This is a genomic window from Nostoc sp. MG11, assembly GCF_014904695.1.
In the GTDB taxonomy this organism is placed as follows: Bacteria; Cyanobacteriota; Cyanobacteriia; order Cyanobacteriales; family Nostocaceae; genus Komarekiella.
Window position 1 is genome coordinate 484,952 of the sequence record NZ_JACXXN010000002.1, and the last position, 20,348, is coordinate 505,299.

At 43.9% G+C, this 20,348-nt stretch carries 12 protein-coding genes and 2 pseudogenes; 7 read left to right on the top strand and 7 right to left on the bottom strand.

The annotated features are described in order from the left end of the window. Window positions 1–19: 19 nt before the first annotated feature. Window positions 20–517: pseudogene (locus HCR01_RS40690) on the top strand (chloride channel protein). After that, window positions 487–1,068 carry a chloride channel protein gene (locus HCR01_RS40695; RefSeq protein WP_413773923.1) on the top strand — a complete coding sequence of 194 codons (582 nt, stop codon included), beginning with the start codon at window positions 487–489 and terminating at the stop codon, window positions 1,066–1,068. The pseudogene HCR01_RS40690 and the gene HCR01_RS40695 overlap by 31 nt, the downstream one beginning before the upstream one ends. A gap of 29 nt (window positions 1,069–1,097) precedes the next feature. On the opposite strand, the gene HCR01_RS04750 is transcribed toward HCR01_RS40695, so the two are convergent. After that, a complete protein-coding gene (locus HCR01_RS04750; RefSeq protein ID WP_193194984.1) occupies window positions 1,098–1,532 on the bottom strand; it encodes a COG3650 family protein in 435 nt (144 codons plus the stop codon). Between the two features lie 315 nt (window positions 1,533–1,847). Between HCR01_RS04750 and HCR01_RS04755 the strand changes: the two genes are divergently transcribed. Beyond that, window positions 1,848–2,819: an NAD-dependent epimerase/dehydratase family protein gene (locus tag HCR01_RS04755; protein ID WP_193194986.1), complete on the top strand. Its 972-nt coding sequence runs from the start codon at window positions 1,848–1,850 to the stop codon at window positions 2,817–2,819. A 368-nt stretch (window positions 2,820–3,187) separates the two neighbouring features. Here HCR01_RS04755 and HCR01_RS04760 read toward each other — a convergent pair whose 3' ends face one another. From HCR01_RS04760 to HCR01_RS04770, 3 genes are all read right to left on the bottom strand, one after another. Beyond that, window positions 3,188–4,960, bottom strand: a complete 1,773-nt coding sequence (locus HCR01_RS04760) for an SWIM zinc finger family protein (RefSeq protein ID WP_193194989.1) — start codon at window positions 4,958–4,960, stop codon at window positions 3,188–3,190. Window positions 4,961–5,086: 126 nt separating this feature from the next. Continuing rightward, window positions 5,087–6,643, bottom strand: coding sequence for an NAD(P)H-hydrate dehydratase (locus HCR01_RS04765; RefSeq protein ID WP_193195215.1), 1,557 nt, complete (start codon window positions 6,641–6,643; stop codon window positions 5,087–5,089). A 265-nt stretch (window positions 6,644–6,908) separates the two neighbouring features. After that, a complete protein-coding gene (locus HCR01_RS04770; protein WP_226889115.1) occupies window positions 6,909–7,757 on the bottom strand; it encodes a hypothetical protein in 849 nt (282 codons plus the stop codon). Between the two features lie 797 nt (window positions 7,758–8,554). On the opposite strand from HCR01_RS04770, the gene mnmA reads away from it, so the two are divergent. Further along, window positions 8,555–9,607, top strand: a complete 1,053-nt coding sequence (gene mnmA, locus HCR01_RS04775; protein ID WP_193194991.1) for a tRNA 2-thiouridine(34) synthase MnmA — start codon at window positions 8,555–8,557, stop codon at window positions 9,605–9,607. A 198-nt stretch (window positions 9,608–9,805) separates the two neighbouring features. On the opposite strand, the pseudogene HCR01_RS04780 reads toward mnmA, so the two are convergent. Beyond that, window positions 9,806–10,231, bottom strand: a pseudogene (locus HCR01_RS04780) (Uma2 family endonuclease); the annotation flags it as partial. A gap of 90 nt (window positions 10,232–10,321) precedes the next feature. Here HCR01_RS04780 and sat point away from each other — a divergent pair. Further along, window positions 10,322–11,500 (top strand): sulfate adenylyltransferase, encoded by a 1,179-nt coding sequence (sat, locus tag HCR01_RS04785; RefSeq protein ID WP_193194993.1) that lies wholly within the window; start codon window positions 10,322–10,324, stop codon window positions 11,498–11,500. 80 nt (window positions 11,501–11,580) lie between these two features. Continuing rightward, entirely contained in the window at window positions 11,581–13,704 is a 2,124-nt protein-coding gene (locus HCR01_RS04790) for a caspase family protein (protein WP_193194995.1), read from the top strand. A gap of 212 nt (window positions 13,705–13,916) precedes the next feature. Here HCR01_RS04790 and HCR01_RS04795 read toward each other — a convergent pair whose 3' ends face one another. Together HCR01_RS04795 and HCR01_RS40385 are read right to left on the bottom strand one after the other, a co-directional pair. Beyond that, entirely contained in the window at window positions 13,917–16,073 is a 2,157-nt protein-coding gene (locus tag HCR01_RS04795; RefSeq protein ID WP_193194997.1) for a polyribonucleotide nucleotidyltransferase, read from the bottom strand. 101 nt (window positions 16,074–16,174) lie between these two features. Beyond that, a complete protein-coding gene (locus HCR01_RS40385; RefSeq protein ID WP_320073080.1) occupies window positions 16,175–16,357 on the bottom strand; it encodes a hypothetical protein in 183 nt (60 codons plus the stop codon). 482 nt (window positions 16,358–16,839) lie between these two features. Here HCR01_RS40385 and HCR01_RS04805 point away from each other — a divergent pair, with 482 nt between their 5' ends. After that, window positions 16,840–20,166 (top strand): DEAD/DEAH box helicase, encoded by a 3,327-nt coding sequence (locus HCR01_RS04805; protein WP_193194999.1) that lies wholly within the window; start codon window positions 16,840–16,842, stop codon window positions 20,164–20,166. The last annotated feature ends 182 nt before the right edge of the window (window positions 20,167–20,348 follow it).

The following is a 20,348-nucleotide window of genomic DNA, read 5'->3' on the forward strand; positions in this document are numbered from 1 at the left end:
AGAGATTATTCCCTGCCGCATGGCTCCTTTAGTTTTATTAGGGACAATCATCACCCATCTGTTTGGTGGTTCAGCTGGGCGTGAAGGTACAGCATTACAAATGGGTGCTTCTCTGGCAGATAAATTGACTAAAATATTGCGCTTTCAAGGGGCAAATCGGCGAATTCTTTTAACAGCAGGTATCAGTGGAGGATTTGGTTCAGTTTTTGGTACACCCTTAGCTGGAACTGTTTTCTGTTTATAAGTTTTAGCGATTGGAAAACTTTATTATGATGCACTTTTTCCTTCTTTAATTGCAGCGCTCGTTGGGAATCAAGTGACTTTACTATTTGGTCTGCATCACACAGATTACCGACACGCTCCATTTATACCGACAATTACAATTTGGGGGCTGATATCTGCGATCGCAGCAGGTGCAATCTTTGGAATTGTGGCAAGGCTCTTTGCTCAAGCAACTCACAAATTAGTCATTTTTTTAAAACAAAGATATCATATCCTCCAATGCGTCCTTTTATAGGCGGTGTATTCGTAGCGGTAATTGTTGGGTTGAGTGGCACGACCAAGTACATTGGGCTTGGTATCTCAACTATCGTTAATTCTTTCTATACTCAGCTACCTCCCTGGGATTTTGCCGCTAAATTTGGTTTTACCGCTCTTACTTTAGGAGCAGGTTTTAAGGGAGGAGAAGTAACCCCTCTATTTTTTATTGGTGCAACATTAGGTAATGCTTTATCGTTGCTTTTGGCATTACCTCCACCCCTATTAGCAGGAATGGGATTTGTGGGTGTGTTTGCAGGTGCAGCAAATACACCTTTGGCATCGACCTTAATGGGAATTGAACTCTTTGGTCTAGAATCGGGGCTATTTATTAGTATTAGCTGTGTAGTCAGTTACCTTTTTTCGGGACACAACGGGATTTATACTGCACAGCGAATTGGATTGAGTAAATACTCTTCTGTACATTTGAAAGAAGGGCTGACTTTAGCTACTTATCGGCAAGCAAAAGTTGAGCCAAAATTTGACTTATCCAATGATATCAAAGAGACAAAAAGCAATCATCAAGAATAATTCGGTAAAATAGACAACTCTTTTTACGATTATTTTTTCTCAGCGCAACCTTCAAAAATTTTATTCTCCAGAATGAAAGTTGCTGAGTAGGAATAATTTTTATCTGACATACCGTCGCTACAAACGTTAACTTTCTTGATGATTAATAAATTGTTGCTATTGCCTCTAAGTGGGTACACTCTCACTAGGTCTATAGGACGACCCTCTGCTTCCAAAGGTACGACGTACGGGAACGTTTGCTTTTTTGTATCTGGCGAAGAGTGGATAATTCCACGTTTGCTGACAGTAACGCTCCAAAAAGGTTCAGTACCCCTAGCAATGAATTCTTCGTTACTAACAGTTTCGGCAACAACGAGAGTATTCTTATTGATAGACGATATGTCAGATTTTGCAGTACTTGGATTGCTAATCAATAAGGTAGTATCAAGTCCAAGTAAAACAACACAAGAGATGAAAGTTTTCATAGACAAAGATTGTGTAGTGATTAATATGTTTTGCCAGATGAACCCACATGCAATACGGTTTGGTTAAAGGAGAAAGGAAAAAGGGAAAAGGGAAAAGGGTAATTTCAAACCTTTCATCTTTTCCAAGTCTACAGCAGAGGTGAAAAGTGCTTATCCGAACTGTATTGACTCCACATGTACCAAATAAGTGCTGAGGATAAGGTCAAAACTATCTTGTTACATTGAGAGGTACGTCCACAGACGATATGCAGGCGTTAAAGTTCACGCTATGGAAGGAAGTCGCTCAAGCAAATAATGCGTCATTCTTAACAAAATATGGAACAAAACAACCTCGCAAAACTTAGTATCGTTATCATCGGCGCAACCACTGAGCTTGGAAGCGAAACCACACGGCAGTTACTTGCACGCGGACATCAAGTTACAGGAATTTTACAAGATAAGAACAGCACTACAACTGTGGATGTTAAAAACTTTGTGTTGGTGGAAGCTAATCCAAAAGATGCTGATGAACTATCGGATGTATTAAGCACTGTCAACGCTGATGTGGTGCTAAATCTCTTACCGCAAATACCAAATACGCTGCTACACGATGGACACGCATGGAAAGGGTATGACCAGACGTTAAAAGCCACTACGTCAGCAGTAATAAAGGCGATAGAAAATAGTAGTGTCAAATTCCTAGTCCACCCCAGCTATGCTTTCTTATATGGCAATGCTACTGATGCTACTGAAAATACCCCTCTTTCAGTGCCTAGTAATGACCCAATTTTTCAAGCAGCAATCGATGTAGAGAATCAAGTAATTAACAGCAAGATTCCAGCGTGTGTTTTACGTATGGGTTTCTTGTACGGGCCACAATCTTCTGATCTTAAGAAGTATGTGACATCGTTCAAGCTTAGAAGACCATATTTTGCAGGTAAAAAAGATAAGTTGACCAACTTATTGCACTTTGAAGATGCTGCTGGTGCATTAGTTTTAGTTGCAGAACAAAAACCAGTCGGTGAAGTATTCAATGTTGTAGATGGTACACCAGTAAGCTTTGGCGATTTCATTGATCACTTTGCTCTGTTACTGGGAATGAAAAAGCCTGGACACATTCCACTTTTTCTAGCACCAGTTGCGCGTATAATTATCAAACTCCAGCAAATGGAGTTGCTTGATCTTTTTACTATTGTCAAGAACGATAAAATACGCTCTTTTCTTGGTTTTTCGCCACACTATACCAGCTACCGCTCTGGACTTGAACAAACATTGCAAACATGGCGTGCTAAAGGTGTTAAGGTTTGATATTATCTACTGCTAAAAGCTAGTCAATATCTATTTAACCCAATGTTTTGTTGCCTGTAAAATGCGTGGACATGAAATTGAAACGCAAAGTGGCGCAGAGAAACGGAAAGTTTATTTAGATCTATTCGCTACGAATTAATGAAATGCTGTACTAAGCTTTCTGTTGGTTGTTATATTTGTGGATGCAGGTTTGTATAGTAGCGAGTTATATTTGCCATCTTCTTTTTCATCCTATGCCTTAGCTAGGTGAGCAGCGATCGCGCCTCGTTCAACTCCTCTGAAAATGGATTAAGCATTATCCAAAATTCGCCTCTTTCAGTTCGATGTTTTGGGGAGTGATCGCTGGTATTGTTTTTCAAAGAAGACTTTTACTTCATACCCTGTTCATTGAACATCCCCATTAATTTACGCTTACGGGCGTGGGTTTGCATCAACTCATCTCGATAGCTTAACCAGTTGGCCTTCCTTCCAGATTCCAGGTAGGCGGCGCGTGCCTTTTTCAGCCACTCAATTGCTTCGTTATAATATTCTGCCTTACCCGCATCCATAATCTTTTCGGCACGGCGACGGGCGTTGGCGATGACCCAGTTAGGATTATGAGAGATAGCAGCATTCATAACTCGGTGAATTAACTCAGAATAATAGGAACTGAGTTCACTAGCGATCGCAATAGCGTCATCAATTAGCTCCTCATATAAGAAAATCTCTACCCTTATTGATTCTGTTCCCCAACCTTCATAGCTACGGATGCTCTCCAGCAAGTCTGTTTTGATAATTTCCCAGTTTTCCCCAGCTAATTCTTCTATCTTTTGGTAATCAAAAAAGGATGGCTTGGTTTGGAAAGCAGCCTGAATTGCTAATAAAGCAGCTTCATCATTACCCAAATCCTCTGCTAATTCACTTGTCCAAATCCCTAAGTGGTATTGACAATTACCTGGTAAATTTAATCCACTTTGGGCAATATTTAATGCTTGCTGCAATGCCCCTTGTGTGCTGAGTGTTTTCGCTAACGCAAAAGCTTCTTCCATTGAATTCATCTGGGTTTGAGCGGCTTCAATTGCTTCTTCCACTCGCCCTAACTGCCCCAGCATTGTTAGATATTGTTGGTTTTGTCCTTCCGCTTGCGCCAAATATAAGTATTCTTGATAACGCTCCTGACGTTCAAGAATTTTCAGGCGAATTAGTGCCAAATCATCAGCGTAGTCTGGTGTTTCTCCTTCCCAAACAGCGATTTCAGTGACTCCCTGGAGAACTTTCACTAGTGGCGGGTAATCCCAATCTTGCCGCAAAGCCTCTAAACTCATGGCAAAATCAGCACTCCACTCATCTTGCCATGCTTCCAAATTCACTTGAACGTCAACTTTTTCCTCTAGGGAGAGTTCAGCGGTGAGAATTGCCTCACACCAAGCATCATTCAATTCTCTAGCAATCTCATCGTTTTCAGCGCCGTATTCTGCCACATCAGCCCAATTTTCCACACAGGTAGAGGTAATCGCTTCTAAAATAGCGATCGCATTATTACCTTCTCCCCGTTCACTAAAATCGACAGCAGTTTGTACTACACTCGACAACTCCTCACAAAGAGGGTCTTCTTCACACCCCTCCTCAAAATAGCGCACCGCATTGCGGAGAATCTGCCGTACTTGTCGTCTAAAGGGAGCCGGATCAATGGCACTATAACGCACAGGTTTTGTGGTTTTTTGTTGGGGAGCCGGACTTGTCATCCAGCTGACATGACGGTCAATTACCTCAATCAGTGGCGGATATTCTGCTACCAATTCCTGTAGCAGCCTTTGGGTTTGGACATGATCCAAGCGATCAAGTAGTTGTTCAAGGGTGGGACGTTGCTCAATAATTTCTGCTTGACGCGCACAGACGAGCATTGTCGCCACAATGTGCTTGCACCACCCGTCAAAGTTGTAAGCACAAGTGCAGTTGACTGACATCAACTTGCTGCTATCGAAATTCAAGCTGACACGATAAGACTTAGCTTCATTACCTTCAACTTCTGCATGAAGCCGATGACCACGTTGGATAACTACATTAACAGCACCAGACTCATAGTATGCCTCGCCCCGCTGGAAAGATTTGGCGTTGGCATTACGACGGATAGTAAATTCACTAATTGTGGGAATAGACATCAAGCGATCGCCTGCGTAAGTCCTTTGTCTGGATGAATTTTAAATCTAGGTGAGATCTTAAGCTAATGGGTTGCAAAGAAACTCAAAGTTGGGGGAGCAGGGGAGCAGAGGCTAGGAACAACCAGATCAACTAACTTTACTTAGAACTTGCATTAAGTACTGTGTCAATGTGAACGCATCTACACCTAACTCAGTGCGTTCTTGGGCTGCTAAAATACCTGCTTGGGAATGCCACCAAGAAGCAGTTGCAACAATATCCTCTACGGGAATCTGTTTAGTCGCCGCTTGGGCCAATAATCCACTTAGTAGCCCAGTCAACACGTCACCACTACCGCCACGGGCTAAAGCTGGAGTACTTTCTGGGTTAATCCAAACTGCACCTTGGGGATTTGCGATCGCAGTTCTTGCCCCTTTCAACAACACCACCGCACCACTTTGTGCCGCTGCTTCCCGTACTGCTTTCACCCTGTCTTTTTTGGGATCTGCGACATCGGGAAACAATCGCTGGAATTCACCAGTATGAGGTGTGAGTATCGTTACTGCTTGGCGCTTTTGTAAAGTGGGGATCGTTCCCATTTGTGCCAGGATATTCAAACCATCGGCATCGAGGAGTAGAGGGCGTTCGCTTTCTATGACTTCTTGGACAATCGGAGTGGCATCTCGTGTTAAACCGGGGCCACAAGCGATCGCATTAAAAGAACTCAAATCAGTGTTTTCTGGGAGTTGGAGGTGAGCGATCGCTCCGCTTTCCGTCTCTGGACAACCAACAATCAGCGCTTCAGGCAAATGTGACACTAAAAGAGGTTTAAGAGATTCGGGTACGGCAATTGAAAGCATTCCCACACCACTTGCCCGCGCGCCCAAACCAGTTAAAATTGCTCCACCAGCATAGCGGCGTGAACCACAAATTAGCAGTAAATGTCCTTCCTTATACTTGTGAGTCACTGGTGGACGAGGTAAGGGAAGAGTGGAAAGTGCCGTTGCTGGTGTAATCTGTTTAATCTTGGGTGCATCCCCCAGAACAGCTTGCACGTCAGCTAAAGGAATATCAAAATCGATTAACTCAACTTTGCCGAGATAATCTAAAGCCTGATCTTGTAAACAAGCCAGCTTCCATAAACCCAGACAAAACGTGTGAGTAGCACGAATAGCAGTTCCCAACACCTCACCTGTATCGGTGTGTAAACCCGACGGCAAATCAATACTAATAATTGGTACAGAAAATTCATTTAGCTGATTAATTGCAGAGGCGATGGGATCTGTGAGCGTTCTTTCTAAACCAAATCCAAACAACCCATCAATCAAAAAATCAGCATTTGGCAGTTGTGTAATGGTCTGATAAACTGGGATGCCCAAACTTTGGGCGTACTGCAAGTGCTGCGAAGTTAATTCCTTGAGCTTTGAGAAAGAAGAATATATCCAGACTTCATACCCGCGAAAGTGTAATTCACGAGCTACTACCAAAGCATCCCCCCCATTATGACCGGGGCCGACTAAAATCCCGACACGAGATTTCTCTTTTGCAGGAGGGATCAGCGCTTGAATGCGACGCGCAATTAACCCCGCCACTTTTTCCATTAAAGCCACTACAGGCATTCCTGCTGCAAAGATACGCTCCTCAATACCGCGCATTTGCCCAGCAGTAACGACCACTTGCGAAATTTGTTCTTGCCTGGCTGGCATCAGTGTTGTTAGCGGTAGCGGGGCGTTTAGCCTATGCTGAGTCATAAGTAGTAAGTTGTGAGTTTTAGATTTTTAATTAACTTTTAACTCTAGTCCTTTCAATGTGTAATGTATTTTTCTTGGTGTCTTAGTGTCTTAGTGGTTAAAAAATGACTTTTGAACCACCAAGGCACTAAGACACAAAAATGAAAACGAGAAATATTGGGATTTTTACCCACCTTGAAAGGGCTATTTCTAACTTTTAACTCCCTACTCAGCACTCAATTTATTTTCCGTAGTAAACCCTGGCATCACCGTATCCCAAATAATCTCGTAAATACTTATTCCATTCCTCTGCTTGGAAACGCTCAGGGAAAGGCCCGACTGCTACGTGTGGCCCTCGTGGTTTGAGCCTTTCAAATACACCGCCATTTTGTCCTAGATTCTGCCTAATTCGGGCGGCGATTCCGGCTAACTCTTCGGCTTTGGCAGGAATGGCGACATAGTATCTAGATTCTTGCCTTCTAGAATTGTCTCTACCAGGATCGCCTCTAAAAGAGGAGGAAGTAGTTACTTCCTGTCCATCAGCAAAACTGACGATCCGGGCGCTATTTATCCCGTATGACTTCAGTTCTCTAACTCGTTGTTGAGCGTTAGATGCTCTGCTAAAAACTCCTGACTGGATTACAGTACGTCCTTGGTACTGGCGGATATAAGCTCTGGGTTCAATCAGACGTATTTGTTCCAGTGTCCGGGGATCATTGCTATCAACATATACTAAATAACGCTCAAAGTTCTGGCTATATTTATTAGCCTGTGCTGGTTGGAAGGGCTGAAAGTCCCGCTCATATTGATTAACCTGTACTGGTTGTACTGGTTCTAACTGCGGTAACGGCTGCTGACCATAAGGAATCGGTTGGAGATCTGGCGGTGGTGGTAAAGTTTCAACTACCCTTTGTTGAGCCAGCAACACACTACTGTTGTGGATTTGTGCTTGGGCTGAGGTAGAGTGGGGGGTCAGCGCTAACCATCCTCCCACGAATAGATAGAGAAGTCTGTGCGCTGGACGCTGGCGCTTAGAATTTCGGAATAGCATCTGAAAGCGGATAAATTGACTTGGTATTGCACTCGACATAATAGTCACAAAATAGTCACAACATTTCTAGGCAATTTCCTACAGCAACTAATTAGTTCGCCGTTGTAGCAACTATATAGTGTTTGCGTAAAATTAGCTCATTTACGTGGCAACAAATACATTAGGCAGGAGGAAGGAAGGAGGCAGGGGAGCAGGGAGAGCAAAAGAGTAGAGTTTTTATGCTTGTTCGCGAGTATCAAAGACTCGTTAACGGAGTTCAAAGGTGGATGAACGAGTATCAAAGACTCATTGTTGCCAAAATAAATATATAGGACTTACGCACTGAAGCCTGAAACCCTGATCCCCCCTAACCCCCCTTTTTAAGGGGGGAACGTCTAAAGCCCCCTTTCTAAGGGGGTTGGGGGATCTGAGTGCGTAAGTTCTGATATATTTCCTCTGCCCCCCGCCTGCACTGCCCTTCTGCTCCCAAAATGACTAGTGATTGATCGCTGATTTAGTTGTTCATAAACTGAAGTGCCCTGATAGTAAGGCTTTGAAGAGGTGTATGCTACAATTTAACAATCACGCTGCTTCCGTGTGGTGCTTGAATGAAAAGCCTCTACTCATATGCCGAGTACAGCGTCACCATTACAAATACCGGAAAGGAGCAAGCACTTTCTAAAGCGTGAGTTACAACCAGTGGCAACCACGAGTTCCGTAAACATGGCGTTGCCTTGATTGCATAAAAACCACAAATAGAAAGTTGTGTAAAGTTAAAATTTTGCCATAAGGTTGTTGTATTGCATGGGTTTTAATCCCAGTCGGTAACAGCCAGTAGCCTAACAAGATTTAGGGTTATGAAAAAAGTCGTCGTTGGTCTTTCGGGTGGCGTTGACAGTTCCACCGCCGCTGCTATCCTGCACCATCAGGGCTATGAAGTGATTGGTTTGACTCTTTGGCTAATGAAAGGCAAAGGTCAGTGTTGCTCTGAAGGTATGATCGACGCGGCTGAGATTTGTGAACAACTAGGCGTTCCTCATCAGGTTGTTGATATTCGGGATGTTTTTCAAACACATATAGTCGATTACTTGGTGGCTGGTTACAGCGCTGGAATCACGCCTTTGCCTTGCTCTCAGTGTAATAAAACGGTGAAGTTTGGGCCGATGGTGCAGTATGCTCGCGCAGAATTGGGATGCGATCGCATTGCTACAGGTCATTATGCTCAAATTAACTATGATCAAGCTACTGGGCGTTATCACTTGTTAAGAGCAGTTGACCGTAAAAAAGATCAATCCTACTTTCTCTATGACTTGTCTCAAGATTTACTCGCAGCCAGCATATTTCCTTTGGGCGAACTGGAAAAAGCTGACACGCGCCGCATCGCCGCTGAATACGGACTCAAAACCGCTGATAAGCCAGAAAGTCAGGACTTATGCTTAGTGGAAAGTAATGGTTCCATGCGGGCATTTCTGGATAAGTATCTTGCGCCCAAAACAGGCGATATTGTGGATACCGCAGGCAAAGTTTTAGGACAGCATGATGGTGTCCATCACTACACCATTGGCCAGCGCAAAGGGTTGGGAATTGCTGCCCCGGAACCGCTGTATGTGATTGAATTAGATGCGGTTAATAATAAAGTAGTTGTAGGCGATCGCACTAAGGTAACTCAGCCAGAATGCACTGTAGCGCGAGTAAACTGGGTGTCCATCGCCGAACCATCCACCCCGATTCACGCCGAAGTGCAAATTCGCTATCGTTCAACGCCTACACCAGTGACGGTGATTCCGTTGGAAAACTCCCGTGTGCGTTTGGTGTTTGATGAACCCCAAATCAGCATCACCCCCGGACAAGCTGCGGTATGGTACGACGGGGAAAAAGTGCTGGGTGGCGGAATTATTGAACAGTTTTAGTTGCAAAAAAACCCCTACTCCAAACTTTAGAGCAACATAAGCCGTTGCTGTGAGTTCTCTTTGCTGCGAGGAGGGGGATCTTGTTTTTAAGACCAATATGGCACTGAAAAGATAGTTACTTATGGAGTCAACGATGACTGAAGCAATTTTAAACGAGCAAGAATTGACCAAGAGAAACATTACTCGTCTAAAAATCTATAGTAAATAAATTCTCAGTTTTTTACTATCGTAAATCCATAGTTCTGGAACAGCGATCGCTTCGTAAGCATCAAGAGTTGTTTTTGATGTCACATCTGTTTCAATTGCCAAATCAGGAGGCTGATCATCTGGTTCCAGTTTGCGACGATCAATCATTCTTTGATAATTCTTGATGTAGAAGCAAGCATCTGGTTCTACCCCCGCTGTATTTTCCCGCTTAAAGGTGGTTGAACCGAAGGGTTCATAACTTTTCCCGGCGATGTTCAGCAAGATTTTTACAATATCCGAAATCAAGTCCTTTGATTTTTCGTGTTCGGGTAGAGGAACTATAATTTCTAACGTAGACTCACTGTAAGCAACTCGTAGCGATCGCTTTTCCCCCAGTTCTTGCAAAATAGACTCGCTAGTTGCAAAATTTTCCTCCATTCCCTAAACTATTTTTCTCGCCGTACCAGCATTTTGATAAGTTAGTACATAGTTTGAAACAACAGCAGTTAACGCAAAGAGGGGATTACGTTGAGTCACCATCCAGATGCCATTACCCCCCACGGTGGAGAGTTGGTTAACCGGATCGCCACACCAGAGCAAAGAGCAGAATTTCTCTCAAAAGCCGACTTTTTGCCGCGAGTGCAACTTGATGAGCGAGCTGTTTCTGATGTAGAAATGATTGCGATCGGCGGTTTTAGTCCACTCACGGGTTTTATGAACCAAGAAGACTATGATCGCGTAGTCACCCAAATGCGGTTAGCGAACGGTCTTGTGTGGTCAATACCGATTACACTTTCAGTAACAGAAGAAGTAGCTTCCCCCCTAAAAGAAGGCGGCTTGATTCGTCTAGATAACTCCAGGGGCGAGTTTATCGGGGTTTTGCAGCTGACACAAAAATATCACTACGACAAAAACCGCGAAGCCATAAATGTCTACCGCACTGACGATGCCAAACATCCTGGTGTCCAAGTAGTCTATAACCAAGGTTCTATAAATCTTGCAGGAGATATTTGGCTATTGCAACGCGATGCCCATTCCCAGTTTCCCACCTACCAAATCGATCCTGCTGCCTCACGGCAAATGTTTAAAGATCAAGGCTGGAAAACGATTGTTGGCTTTCAAACTCGCAACCCCATCCACCGCGCTCATGAATATATTCAAAAATGCGCTTTAGAAACTGTGGATGGTCTATTTTTACACCCGTTAGTCGGGGCGACTAAAGAAGATGATATTCCGGCTGATGTGCGGATGCGTTGCTATGAAATTTTGCTGGAACACTACTACCCCGCAGACCGGGTGATTTTGGCAATTAATCCGGCGGCAATGCGTTATGCTGGCCCTCGTGAAGCAATATTCCATGCTTTAGTCCGCAAAAACTACGGCTGTACTCACTTTATCGTCGGACGAGATCATGCTGGTGTTGGCGATTATTACGGTACTTACGATGCTCAGTACATCTTTGAAGAGTTTGCGCCTGATGAATTAGGCATTGTGCCGATGAAATTTGAACATGCTTTCTACTGTACACGCACCAAGCAGATGGCAACGACTAAAACCAGCCCCAGCAAACCAGAGGAGCGCGTTCACCTGTCGGGAACGAAAGTCCGGGAAATGCTGCGTCGAGGTGAGTTACCTCCACCTGAATTTTCCCGTCCTGAAGTGGCGGCGGAGTTGGCGCGAGCCATGCGTACACAAGTATCGGTTTAGGATAGATTGCAAATACTTTACACTACAGAGTTCAGCCCATTAAGCTGCTAGCTGATGGGCTGAGAACTGATAGCTAATTTATGAAGCGGCGGACGTTTTTACACACAATTGGCTCAATACTCGCGGTATTGGGGATAACTGAGGCTGAGTGGTTGACCTTGGGAAATCGCTACTACCAAGCCTTAGCACAACCCAGTCCACGTAAGTTGGCATTATTAATAGGCATTAATCAATATCCACATTCAGCCTTGAGTGGTTGTTTGACTGATGTGGAATTGCAAAGAGAGCTGTTGATTCACCGTTTTGGTTTCCAAGCCTCAGATATTCTGACGTTAACTGAGGAACAAGCTAGCCGGGAATTCATTGAGGCGGCTTTTATGGATCACTTGGGCCAAGCTAAACTTGGTGATGTCGTTGTCTTCCACTTTAGCGGCTACGGCACTCGCGTGAGCGGAACATCGCTAGATATGGCGGGGCAAAATGCTCTTATACCAGCTAGTGAGAATAAAATTTCACAAGATGAGAAAATAGTCAACTATTTATTAGAAGAAACTGTATTATTATTGTTGCGATCGCTCCCCACAGATAGAGTAACGGCAGTATTGGATACTAGCTATGACGCTCCCACCACAGCCCAGATCGGATCGAGAATTCGTACCCGTCAAGAGTCAGTAAATGCACAATTAGCAGCAGCGGAACTCGACTTTCTCAAACAACTCAAAACTAAAACTTCACTCAGCCTAAATACTCTAGTCCTATCCGCTACCTCAGATCCAAAACAGCTGGCAAGGGAAGGAGTATTTTCTGATTTTAGCGCTGGGTTATTTACTTACGCCTTGACACAACACTTGTGGGAATCCACCCCAGCCACAACAATTCAATTCATTCTCGCTGATGTCGAAAGTTCTCTATACAAATTGGGTAGCAAACAGCAGCCAGCATTAGTTAGTAGCAAAAAAAATTCCAAGGGAGCCTTAGCTGAGAATTTTTTCCCAGAGATGAACATTGCTGCTCAAGGAGCGGTGACAGCAGTTGAAGAAGATAGGAAAACAGTCCATTTATGGTTAGCAGGATTACCTCCACAAGTGCTGGAATACTACGGAGTTAATTCTCGCCTGACGCTCTTAACGGGAGAACAGTTAATATTGCGATCGCGTACTGGGTTAACAGCAAAAGCCCAAATTTCCAGCATTGATGCTACAATCCCCCTACAAGGGCAACTTGTGCAGGAAGCAGTTCGGGTTTTACCTCGGAATATTGATTTAACAGTTGCTCTAGATACGGAATTAGAAAGAATTGAACGGGTAGATGCTACAAGCGCCTTTGCTGCTACCATTCCCCGCGTTTCTAGTGTCGTTGCGGGGGAACAACCAGCTGACTATGTGCTTGGTAAACTAGAGCAAACACCCAGTCGCTATGGTCTATTTTCCCTTGGTGGTGAGCTAATTCTCAACACTGCTGGGGAAGCTGGGGAAGCTGTGAAAGTCGCTGTACAACGGTTAGCGCCGAAATTTAAAACCTTACTCGCAGCCAAGTTATGGCGGCTCACAGAAAATGAAGGTTCTTCTGGCTTAGCAGTCAAGGCAACTTTAGAAATAATTAATAGCATATCGTCTCGCGTGATTATGCAGCGGCAAACATTGCGAACTCTTAGTTCGGAAAAATCCATTAGCAAATCACCCAGCATTCCTACAGTTCCTATTGGTAGTCGAATGCAGTATCGAGTGCAAAATCTAGGCAATCGCCCAGTATATTTAATCTTACTAGGATTAAAGAATAATCGAACAGCAGTTGCCTTCTACCCTTGGCAAACCACCCAAGAACCAAATAATCTAGACACCAAACCTCTGCTCACACAACTGGTTATCACCCCTGGCGGAACTCTCACCTTACCCCAAACTACTGCTGCTGCATCTGATTGGGTGATTCCAGGCCCAGCCTTCTTTTGTGAACAACAACTGATCCTCAGCACTGCTCCCTTGAGCGAAACTCTCGCCGCTTTGGATGCAGCTAAGTATTCCACCGCTGACCAACAGCTACTAATTAGCGCATTACTGAATCCTTTAGAAGTTGCACAAGCCTTGCTACAAGATTTGCATAACGCCAGTGCAGTTAAAGGCGAGATGAATAGTATAGCTGCTGACTCATATATCTTGGATGTGAATAATTGGGCAAGTCTCAGTTTTAGCTTTCAGGTAGCCTAAAGACGAAATCCAATATTAGACAATAGAAGAATTTGTTCAGGTAGCCAAGCCACTCCGGTCTTGGGGTTTCCCTAAGTAGAGGAAGTGGCGCGCGACCTCAGTCGTTCGGCTCCTTTTCCTATCTAATCTAGACAACTGATTTAAGAAGCATAAGGCGATGCCTTGCCGTAGGCATCGCGGATTTTAGATTTGCTCTAAAATTCCAAATCGATTTAACGATTCACTGCCGCAGCTTCTCGCGCTGCTGCTGCTTGATCTGGATGGATACCCAAACGTGTGAGATTAATCCGACCTTTATTGTCAATTTCGCGCACTTTGACAATCACTTCATCCCCAACTGCTACTTCATCCTCAACTTTGCCAACACGGTAGTCAGCTAATTGAGAAATGTGGATCATGCCTTCTTTTCCAGGCAGAAATTCCACAAATGCACCTATTGGTATAATCCGAGTTACTCGTCCTACGTAAACATCCCCTTCATGCAGCTTGCGGGTCATGCCTTGGATGATGTTACGCGCTCTCTTTGCCTTGCTTTCATCTACAGCGGAAATTGTCACAGTGCCGTCATCTTCGATGTCAATCTTGGCACCAGTTTCCTCAGTAATGCCCTTAATAGTCTTGCCTCCAGGCCCAATAACCAGACCAATCATGTCTGAATCAATCTTGATTGTTAATAGACGTGGGGCATAGGGTGAGGTTTCAGTGCGCGGCCCGTCAATGCAGCCGAGCATTTTCTCTAAAATGTGCAACCTGGCTGATTTGGCTTGGTGGACGGCTTGGGAAATAACGTCCAACGACAGACCGGAGATTTTCATATCCATTTGCAAGGCGGTAATCCCGGCATCAGTACCGGCAACTTTGAAGTCCATGTCACCCAAGAAGTCTTCAATACCTTGAATGTCAGTCAGGACTCGTACTTCATCCCCTTCCTTAATCAGACCCATTGCTGCGCCACTGACGGGTTTGAGAATTGGCACACCAGCATCCATTAAGGCAAGGGTGGAACCGCACACTGAACCCATTGAGGTGGAACCGTTGGAGGAAAGTACTTCCGAGACGATGCGGATTACGTAGGGAAATTGTTCCTTTGATGGTAGTACAGGTAGCAGCGATCGCTCTGCTAATGCCCCGTGACCGATTTCACGTCTTCCTGGCGCACGCATCGGCTTGGTTTCTCCGACTGAAAAAGGCGGGAAGTTGTAATGATGCAGATAACGCTTTTGTTGATCTAGCTGCATGTCATCGTTGAGGTTTTGGGCATCCCCCGGTGTCCCCAGAGTACAAGTGGATAATACCTGAGTTAGTCCCCGGTTAAATAACCCGCTACCGTGAACTCGCTTTGGTAAAACACCAACTAAACAAGAAACGGGACGCACTTCATCAAGTTTGCGACCATCAACGCGGACATTATCTTCGATGATTTGTCGGCGCATAAACTTCTTGGTAATGTCTTTAAAAGTATTACCAAGGGCTTTGCTGTTTGCGGTTGCAGCAACTCGAATTGGGTCTTCTTCTGGTAGATCAGTGATCGCAGTTGCAATCGTATCTTTTACTACATCTAAAGCGGCATCGCGTTCGGGTTTGGTGAATTCAAATTGTGACAGGATTTTCTTAATCTCACTGCTAGCGCGATCGCTGATATAGTTTTCCAGCGTTTGGTCTACCTCTGGTGGTGCTTCTTGCACTATTACCAAACCTAGTTCTGCTACTAAATCTTGCTGTGCCTTAATTAAATCTCGCACTGCTTCGTAGCCAAAATCAATCGCCTCGATAATATCCCGTTCTGGTAACTGGTTCGCTCCCGCTTCCACCATGATCACGCCATGTGGTGAACCTGCTACAACTAGATCCAAATCTCCGGCTTCAATTTCTGCATAGGTGGGGTTAATAATGAAATCATCTCCCACTAAGCCAACCCGTACTGCCGCCATTGGCCCATTAAAGGGAATCTGAGCAATTAGAGTAGCTATTGAAGCACCTGTAACCGCTAGCACATCGGGTGGTACTAGCTCATCCATCGATAGCGTTAATGCAATAATTTGCAGGTCATCCCGTAACCATGAAGGGAATAGAGGACGCAGGGGACGATCTATGAGACGGCTGGTGAGAATTGTTTTTTCTGGTGGACGACCTTCCCGTCGCATTATCCCTCCGGGAATCCTACCAGCGGCATATAGCCTTTCTTCGTAATCTACTGTGAGGGGAAGAAAATCAATGCCTTCTCTGGCTTGCGATCGCGTAGCCGTCACTAATACAGCTGTGTCCCCCGATTGTATTAAAACTGACCCACCAGCTTGGGGAGCTAATAGGCCTACTTTCAGTCGAATATCCCGTCCATCAAAGGATATTGACTTATCAACTTCTGCCATTCAGTTTTTTTTCCTTCTCTTTCGCTATTCGCTCTCTGTGGCAATCCTAACATTTATGCCCTATGGCTGACTTCCGTTACACACAAAGATAAACAAGTCTTTCAATGCAAAGCGCGATACAAGATCAGGTATCTATCTACTTGTCTATCGCTCAGCTTTGCTAAACGCGGAATACACCCAATAATATTAAATCCTAACGACTGCCAAAGTGTAATTGAAGGTATATTAGTTTCAAAGGCAAAATCAAACATCACTGCCTCGTAGTCAAACCTAGCTGCTGTCAAGAGCCTTGTTCCATGAACCGTCCTATACTCTGACCCCGGTAGGTTGTACAATAAAACCAGCGTTGCAAATATAGCTGTACTGACTAGGAAAGTTTAGTTTTAAATAAAACGCCCCCAATACTTCTTTTGGCTTGTGTGTAACGTCCTGAACAGATACCCTAATAACTAACGTATCCTGACTCAACTAATAAGCCGTAAATTTTCTCTGAAAGAGAGGTTGTTTTGGATTATATTTTACCTTCAATAATTACAACATTTAGTAGTACCCTTACGATCTTCCGCTCTAGAAAATGCATATAATCTAGTCTTAGTGTGTCTGATTATTTAAAATTTATAAATAGTAATTTTTATTCTTTTTAATGTTTAGGATGTCTCATTGATTTAATGTGTTTATTATATTGAATTTGTATTCAATATAATTGTTTTAAAACGACAATAATTAGTTAATGCTGAAATTTGGTGAAAATCTGAGTAGTTAGCAAATGGCGATTTTACACGGTAGTTGGTTACTAAAAAATCAAAGTGGTTGTTTATTTGTTTGGGGCGAAACATGGCGATCCTCGCGGGTAAATTTTGAGTTGAATTCATCGCCAAATGTTCCACCACATCCATTGGCAATGACACCAGTTGAGTTAAGTGAGTGGTTGCGTACTCCTACAGGGAAGCAAGCTACGCAAAGCATCACCTTTAGTGATTTGCATAACATTACAATTAATAAAACGCAGCAACCGCAAGTTGCTTTAGCTAATACTGGGCGAACCCGCAAAGGTGTAAATACTGCTGAGATAATGCCAACGCACTCCCAAATAATTTCTCTACTAACTTATATTTCAGAGAGTAAGGAGGGAACAGTATTAACCCCAGTACATTCTGCCTCTGCCACATTAGACTTTGAAACACAATCCCCACAATACTTACAACCGTGGCAAGTTGAAGGTTTTTGTCTTAATCCCACCGCAGCAATGAAATTTCTCACTTCTGTTCCTCTAAATGTTGCTAATGGAGAAGATGCCTTTTTGGGAGGAGATTTACGTTTTTGGTCGCAAGTCGCTCGCTGGAGCTTAGATTTAATCTCGCGTTGTAAGTTTTTACCGACTATCCAACGCCAATCTGATGATTCTATCGTTGCGAAGTGGCAAGTACTTTTAGATAGTGCTGTAGATGGAAGCCGTCTAGAAAGATTTTCGGCAAACATGCCATTAGCTTGTCGCACCTATCAAGGGAACGGAGGAGCAATATCTTCCTCATCTTCTCACCTAGCGGTGGACTTCCCCACCGAACCTCAAGAATTATTGCTGGGATTTCTCAATAGTATGATAGATGCCCAAGTGCGAGAAATGGTAGGTTCCCAGCCCATCGTTGAAACAAAGGTAATGGCATCTCTACCGTCTGCGGTGCGACAATGGTTGCAATCTTTAACTAGTGCATCTCATACAGCCAATACAGATGTAATTGGAGTCGAACGACTGGAAGCGGCGCTAAAAGCTTGGACTATGCCGCTACAATATCAACTAGCTCTAAAAACTCTATTTCGCACCTGTTTTCAACTGCGTTCCCCGGAGCCTGGAGAAGTAGATTGGATATTGGCGTATTTCCTCCAGGCGGCTGACAATCCAGAGTTTTTAGTGGATGCGGCAACTATTTGGAAAAATCCAGTTGAGCGGTTGGTTTATGAAAATCGGATAATTGACCAACCTCAAGAAACATTTTTGGGCGGTTTGGGATTAGCTTCAAGATTGTATCCTGCGATGTCTGGCGACAAGGGGCAAAGCCCCTACGCAACCAGCTTAGAAACTGAATATCCCCAATCTTGTCGTCTCACTCCCATACAGGCGTATGAATTTATTAAATCTGTAGCTTGGAGACTGGAAGATAGTGGTTTGGGCGTGATTTTACCTCCCAGTTTGGCAAACCGCGAAGGATGGGCGAACCGTTTGGGTTTGAAAATTACTGCTGAAACTCCAAAGAAAAAGCAAGGAAGCTTGGGGTTACAGAGTTTGTTAAATTTTCAATGGCAATTGGGAATTGGCGGACAGACTATTTCTAAAGCGGAGTTTGATAGACTTGTGGCATTGAATAGCCCACTTGTAGAAATTAACGGCGAGTGGGTGGAGTTGCGCCCCCAAGACATCAAGACAGCCCAAGCCTTTTTCGCCTCTCGCAAAGACCAAATGGCGCTTTCCTTGGAAGATGCTTTGCGTCTTAGTACTGGAGATACCCAAGTGATTGAAAAGCTACCAGTGGTCAGCTTTGAGGCGTCTGGAGCATTACAAGAGTTAATTGGGGCGCTAACAAATAATCAGGCGATGTCTACGACGGGCTACGCCTACGCACCTTTGCCCACACCTACTGGCTTTCAGGGACAGTTGCGACCGTATCAAGAACGAGGTGCTGCTTGGCTAGCCTTCTTGGAGCGTTGGGGTTTGGGCGCGTGTCTCGCCGACGATATGGGATTGGGTAAAACCATTCAGTTTATCGCCTTTCTTCTGCACTTGAAAGAACAAGGTCTATTAGAAAAGCCAACCATACTTGTTTGTCCAACTTCTGTTTTAGGAAATTGGGAAAGGGAAGTTAAGAAATTCGCCCCAACGTTGAAAGTTTTACAGTATCACGGTGATAAACGACCCAAAGGTAAAGCTTTTGTCGAAGCAGCTAAAAAACACGATTTAGTCATTACTAGTTACTCATTAATTCATCGAGATATCAAGTCATTACAGAGTATTTCTTGGCAAGCAATTGTTTTAGATGAAGCGCAGAATGTCAAAAATCCCGATGCGAAACAGTCACAAGCAGTGAGACAATTAGAAGCTGGATTTCGCGTTGCCTTGACAGGTACACCAGTAGAAAATAGATTGCAAGAATTGTGGTCGATTTTAGATTTTCTCAATCCTGGATATTTGGGCAAGCGACAGTTTTTTCAGCGGCGGTTTGCCATGCCAATTGAAAAGTATGGTGATATGGCTTCTTTGAGTCAGTTGCGTGCATTAGTTCAACCATTTATTCTGCGCCGTCTGAAAAGCGATCGCGAAATTATTCAAGACTTACCAGATAAGCAAGAAATGACAGTATTTTGTGGTTTGACTACTGAACAAGCGGCACTTTATCAAAAAGTCGTAGAAGAGTCTTTAGCAGAGATTGAATCGTCTCAAGGATTGCAACGGCGGGGAATGATTTTAGCTTTACTTATCAAGCTTAAACAAATCTGCAATCATCCAGCCCAGTATTTGAAACAAGCTACATTAGAGGAACATAATTCAGCCAAACTTATGCGGCTAGAAGAAATGTTAGAAGAGGTTTTAGCAGAAGGCGATCGCGCTTTAATATTCACTCAATTTGCTGAGTGGGGTAAATTACTCAAACCCCATCTAGAAAAACAACTGGGGCGAGAAATCTTCTTTTTATATGGCAGCACCAGTAAAAAACAACGGGAGGAAATGATTGACCGTTTCCAACACGATCCCCAAGGGCCGCCAATTATGATTCTTTCACTAAAAGCAGGTGGAGTAGGGCTAAATTTAACACGAGCAAATCATGTATTTCACTTTGATAGATGGTGGAATCCAGCCGTGGAAAATCAAGCTACAGACCGAGTATTTCGTATAGGTCAAACCCGCAACGTGCAAGTACATAAATTTGTCTGTACTGGCACTTTAGAAGAGAAAATTCATGACATGATTGAAAGTAAAAAACAACTAGCTGAACAAGTTGTAGGTGCGGGTGAAGAATGGCTGACCGAATTGGATACAGATCAACTCCGTAACTTATTACTACTTGACCGCAATGCAGTAATTGATGAAGATGCAGAATAAATAAGAAGGGTAAGGATTCAGATCTAAAGTTGAGGTACTGAAGATAATACCTGCACAGAAGGATTGACCATTGCTTTTATAGCTTGCACAAAAAATTCAATTACGGAACGTCCTTGGCGGCAACAGGTTTGTACGACAGTTAATAAATTAGGAACATCTTGATTTTCTTGGAATTTCGCGTA

Coding starts and splice junctions, on each gene's coding strand:
- HCR01_RS04750 (WP_193194984.1), bottom strand. CDS start 1,532: ATGAAAACTTTCATCTCTTGTGTTGTTTTACTTGGACTTGATACTACC.
- HCR01_RS04755 (WP_193194986.1), top strand. CDS start 1,848: ATGGAACAAAACAACCTCGCAAAACTTAGTATCGTTATCATCGGCGCA.
- HCR01_RS04760 (WP_193194989.1), bottom strand. CDS start 4,960: ATGTCTATTCCCACAATTAGTGAATTTACTATCCGTCGTAATGCCAAC.
- HCR01_RS04765 (WP_193195215.1), bottom strand. CDS start 6,643: ATGCCAGCCAGGCAAGAACAAATTTCGCAAGTGGTCGTTACTGCTGGG.
- HCR01_RS04770 (WP_226889115.1), bottom strand. CDS start 7,757: ATGTCGAGTGCAATACCAAGTCAATTTATCCGCTTTCAGATGCTATTC.
- mnmA (WP_193194991.1), top strand. CDS start 8,555: ATGAAAAAAGTCGTCGTTGGTCTTTCGGGTGGCGTTGACAGTTCCACC.
- HCR01_RS04790 (WP_193194995.1), top strand. CDS start 11,581: ATGAAGCGGCGGACGTTTTTACACACAATTGGCTCAATACTCGCGGTA.
- HCR01_RS04795 (WP_193194997.1), bottom strand. CDS start 16,073: ATGGCAGAAGTTGATAAGTCAATATCCTTTGATGGACGGGATATTCGA.
- HCR01_RS04805 (WP_193194999.1), top strand. CDS start 16,840: ATGGCGATTTTACACGGTAGTTGGTTACTAAAAAATCAAAGTGGTTGT.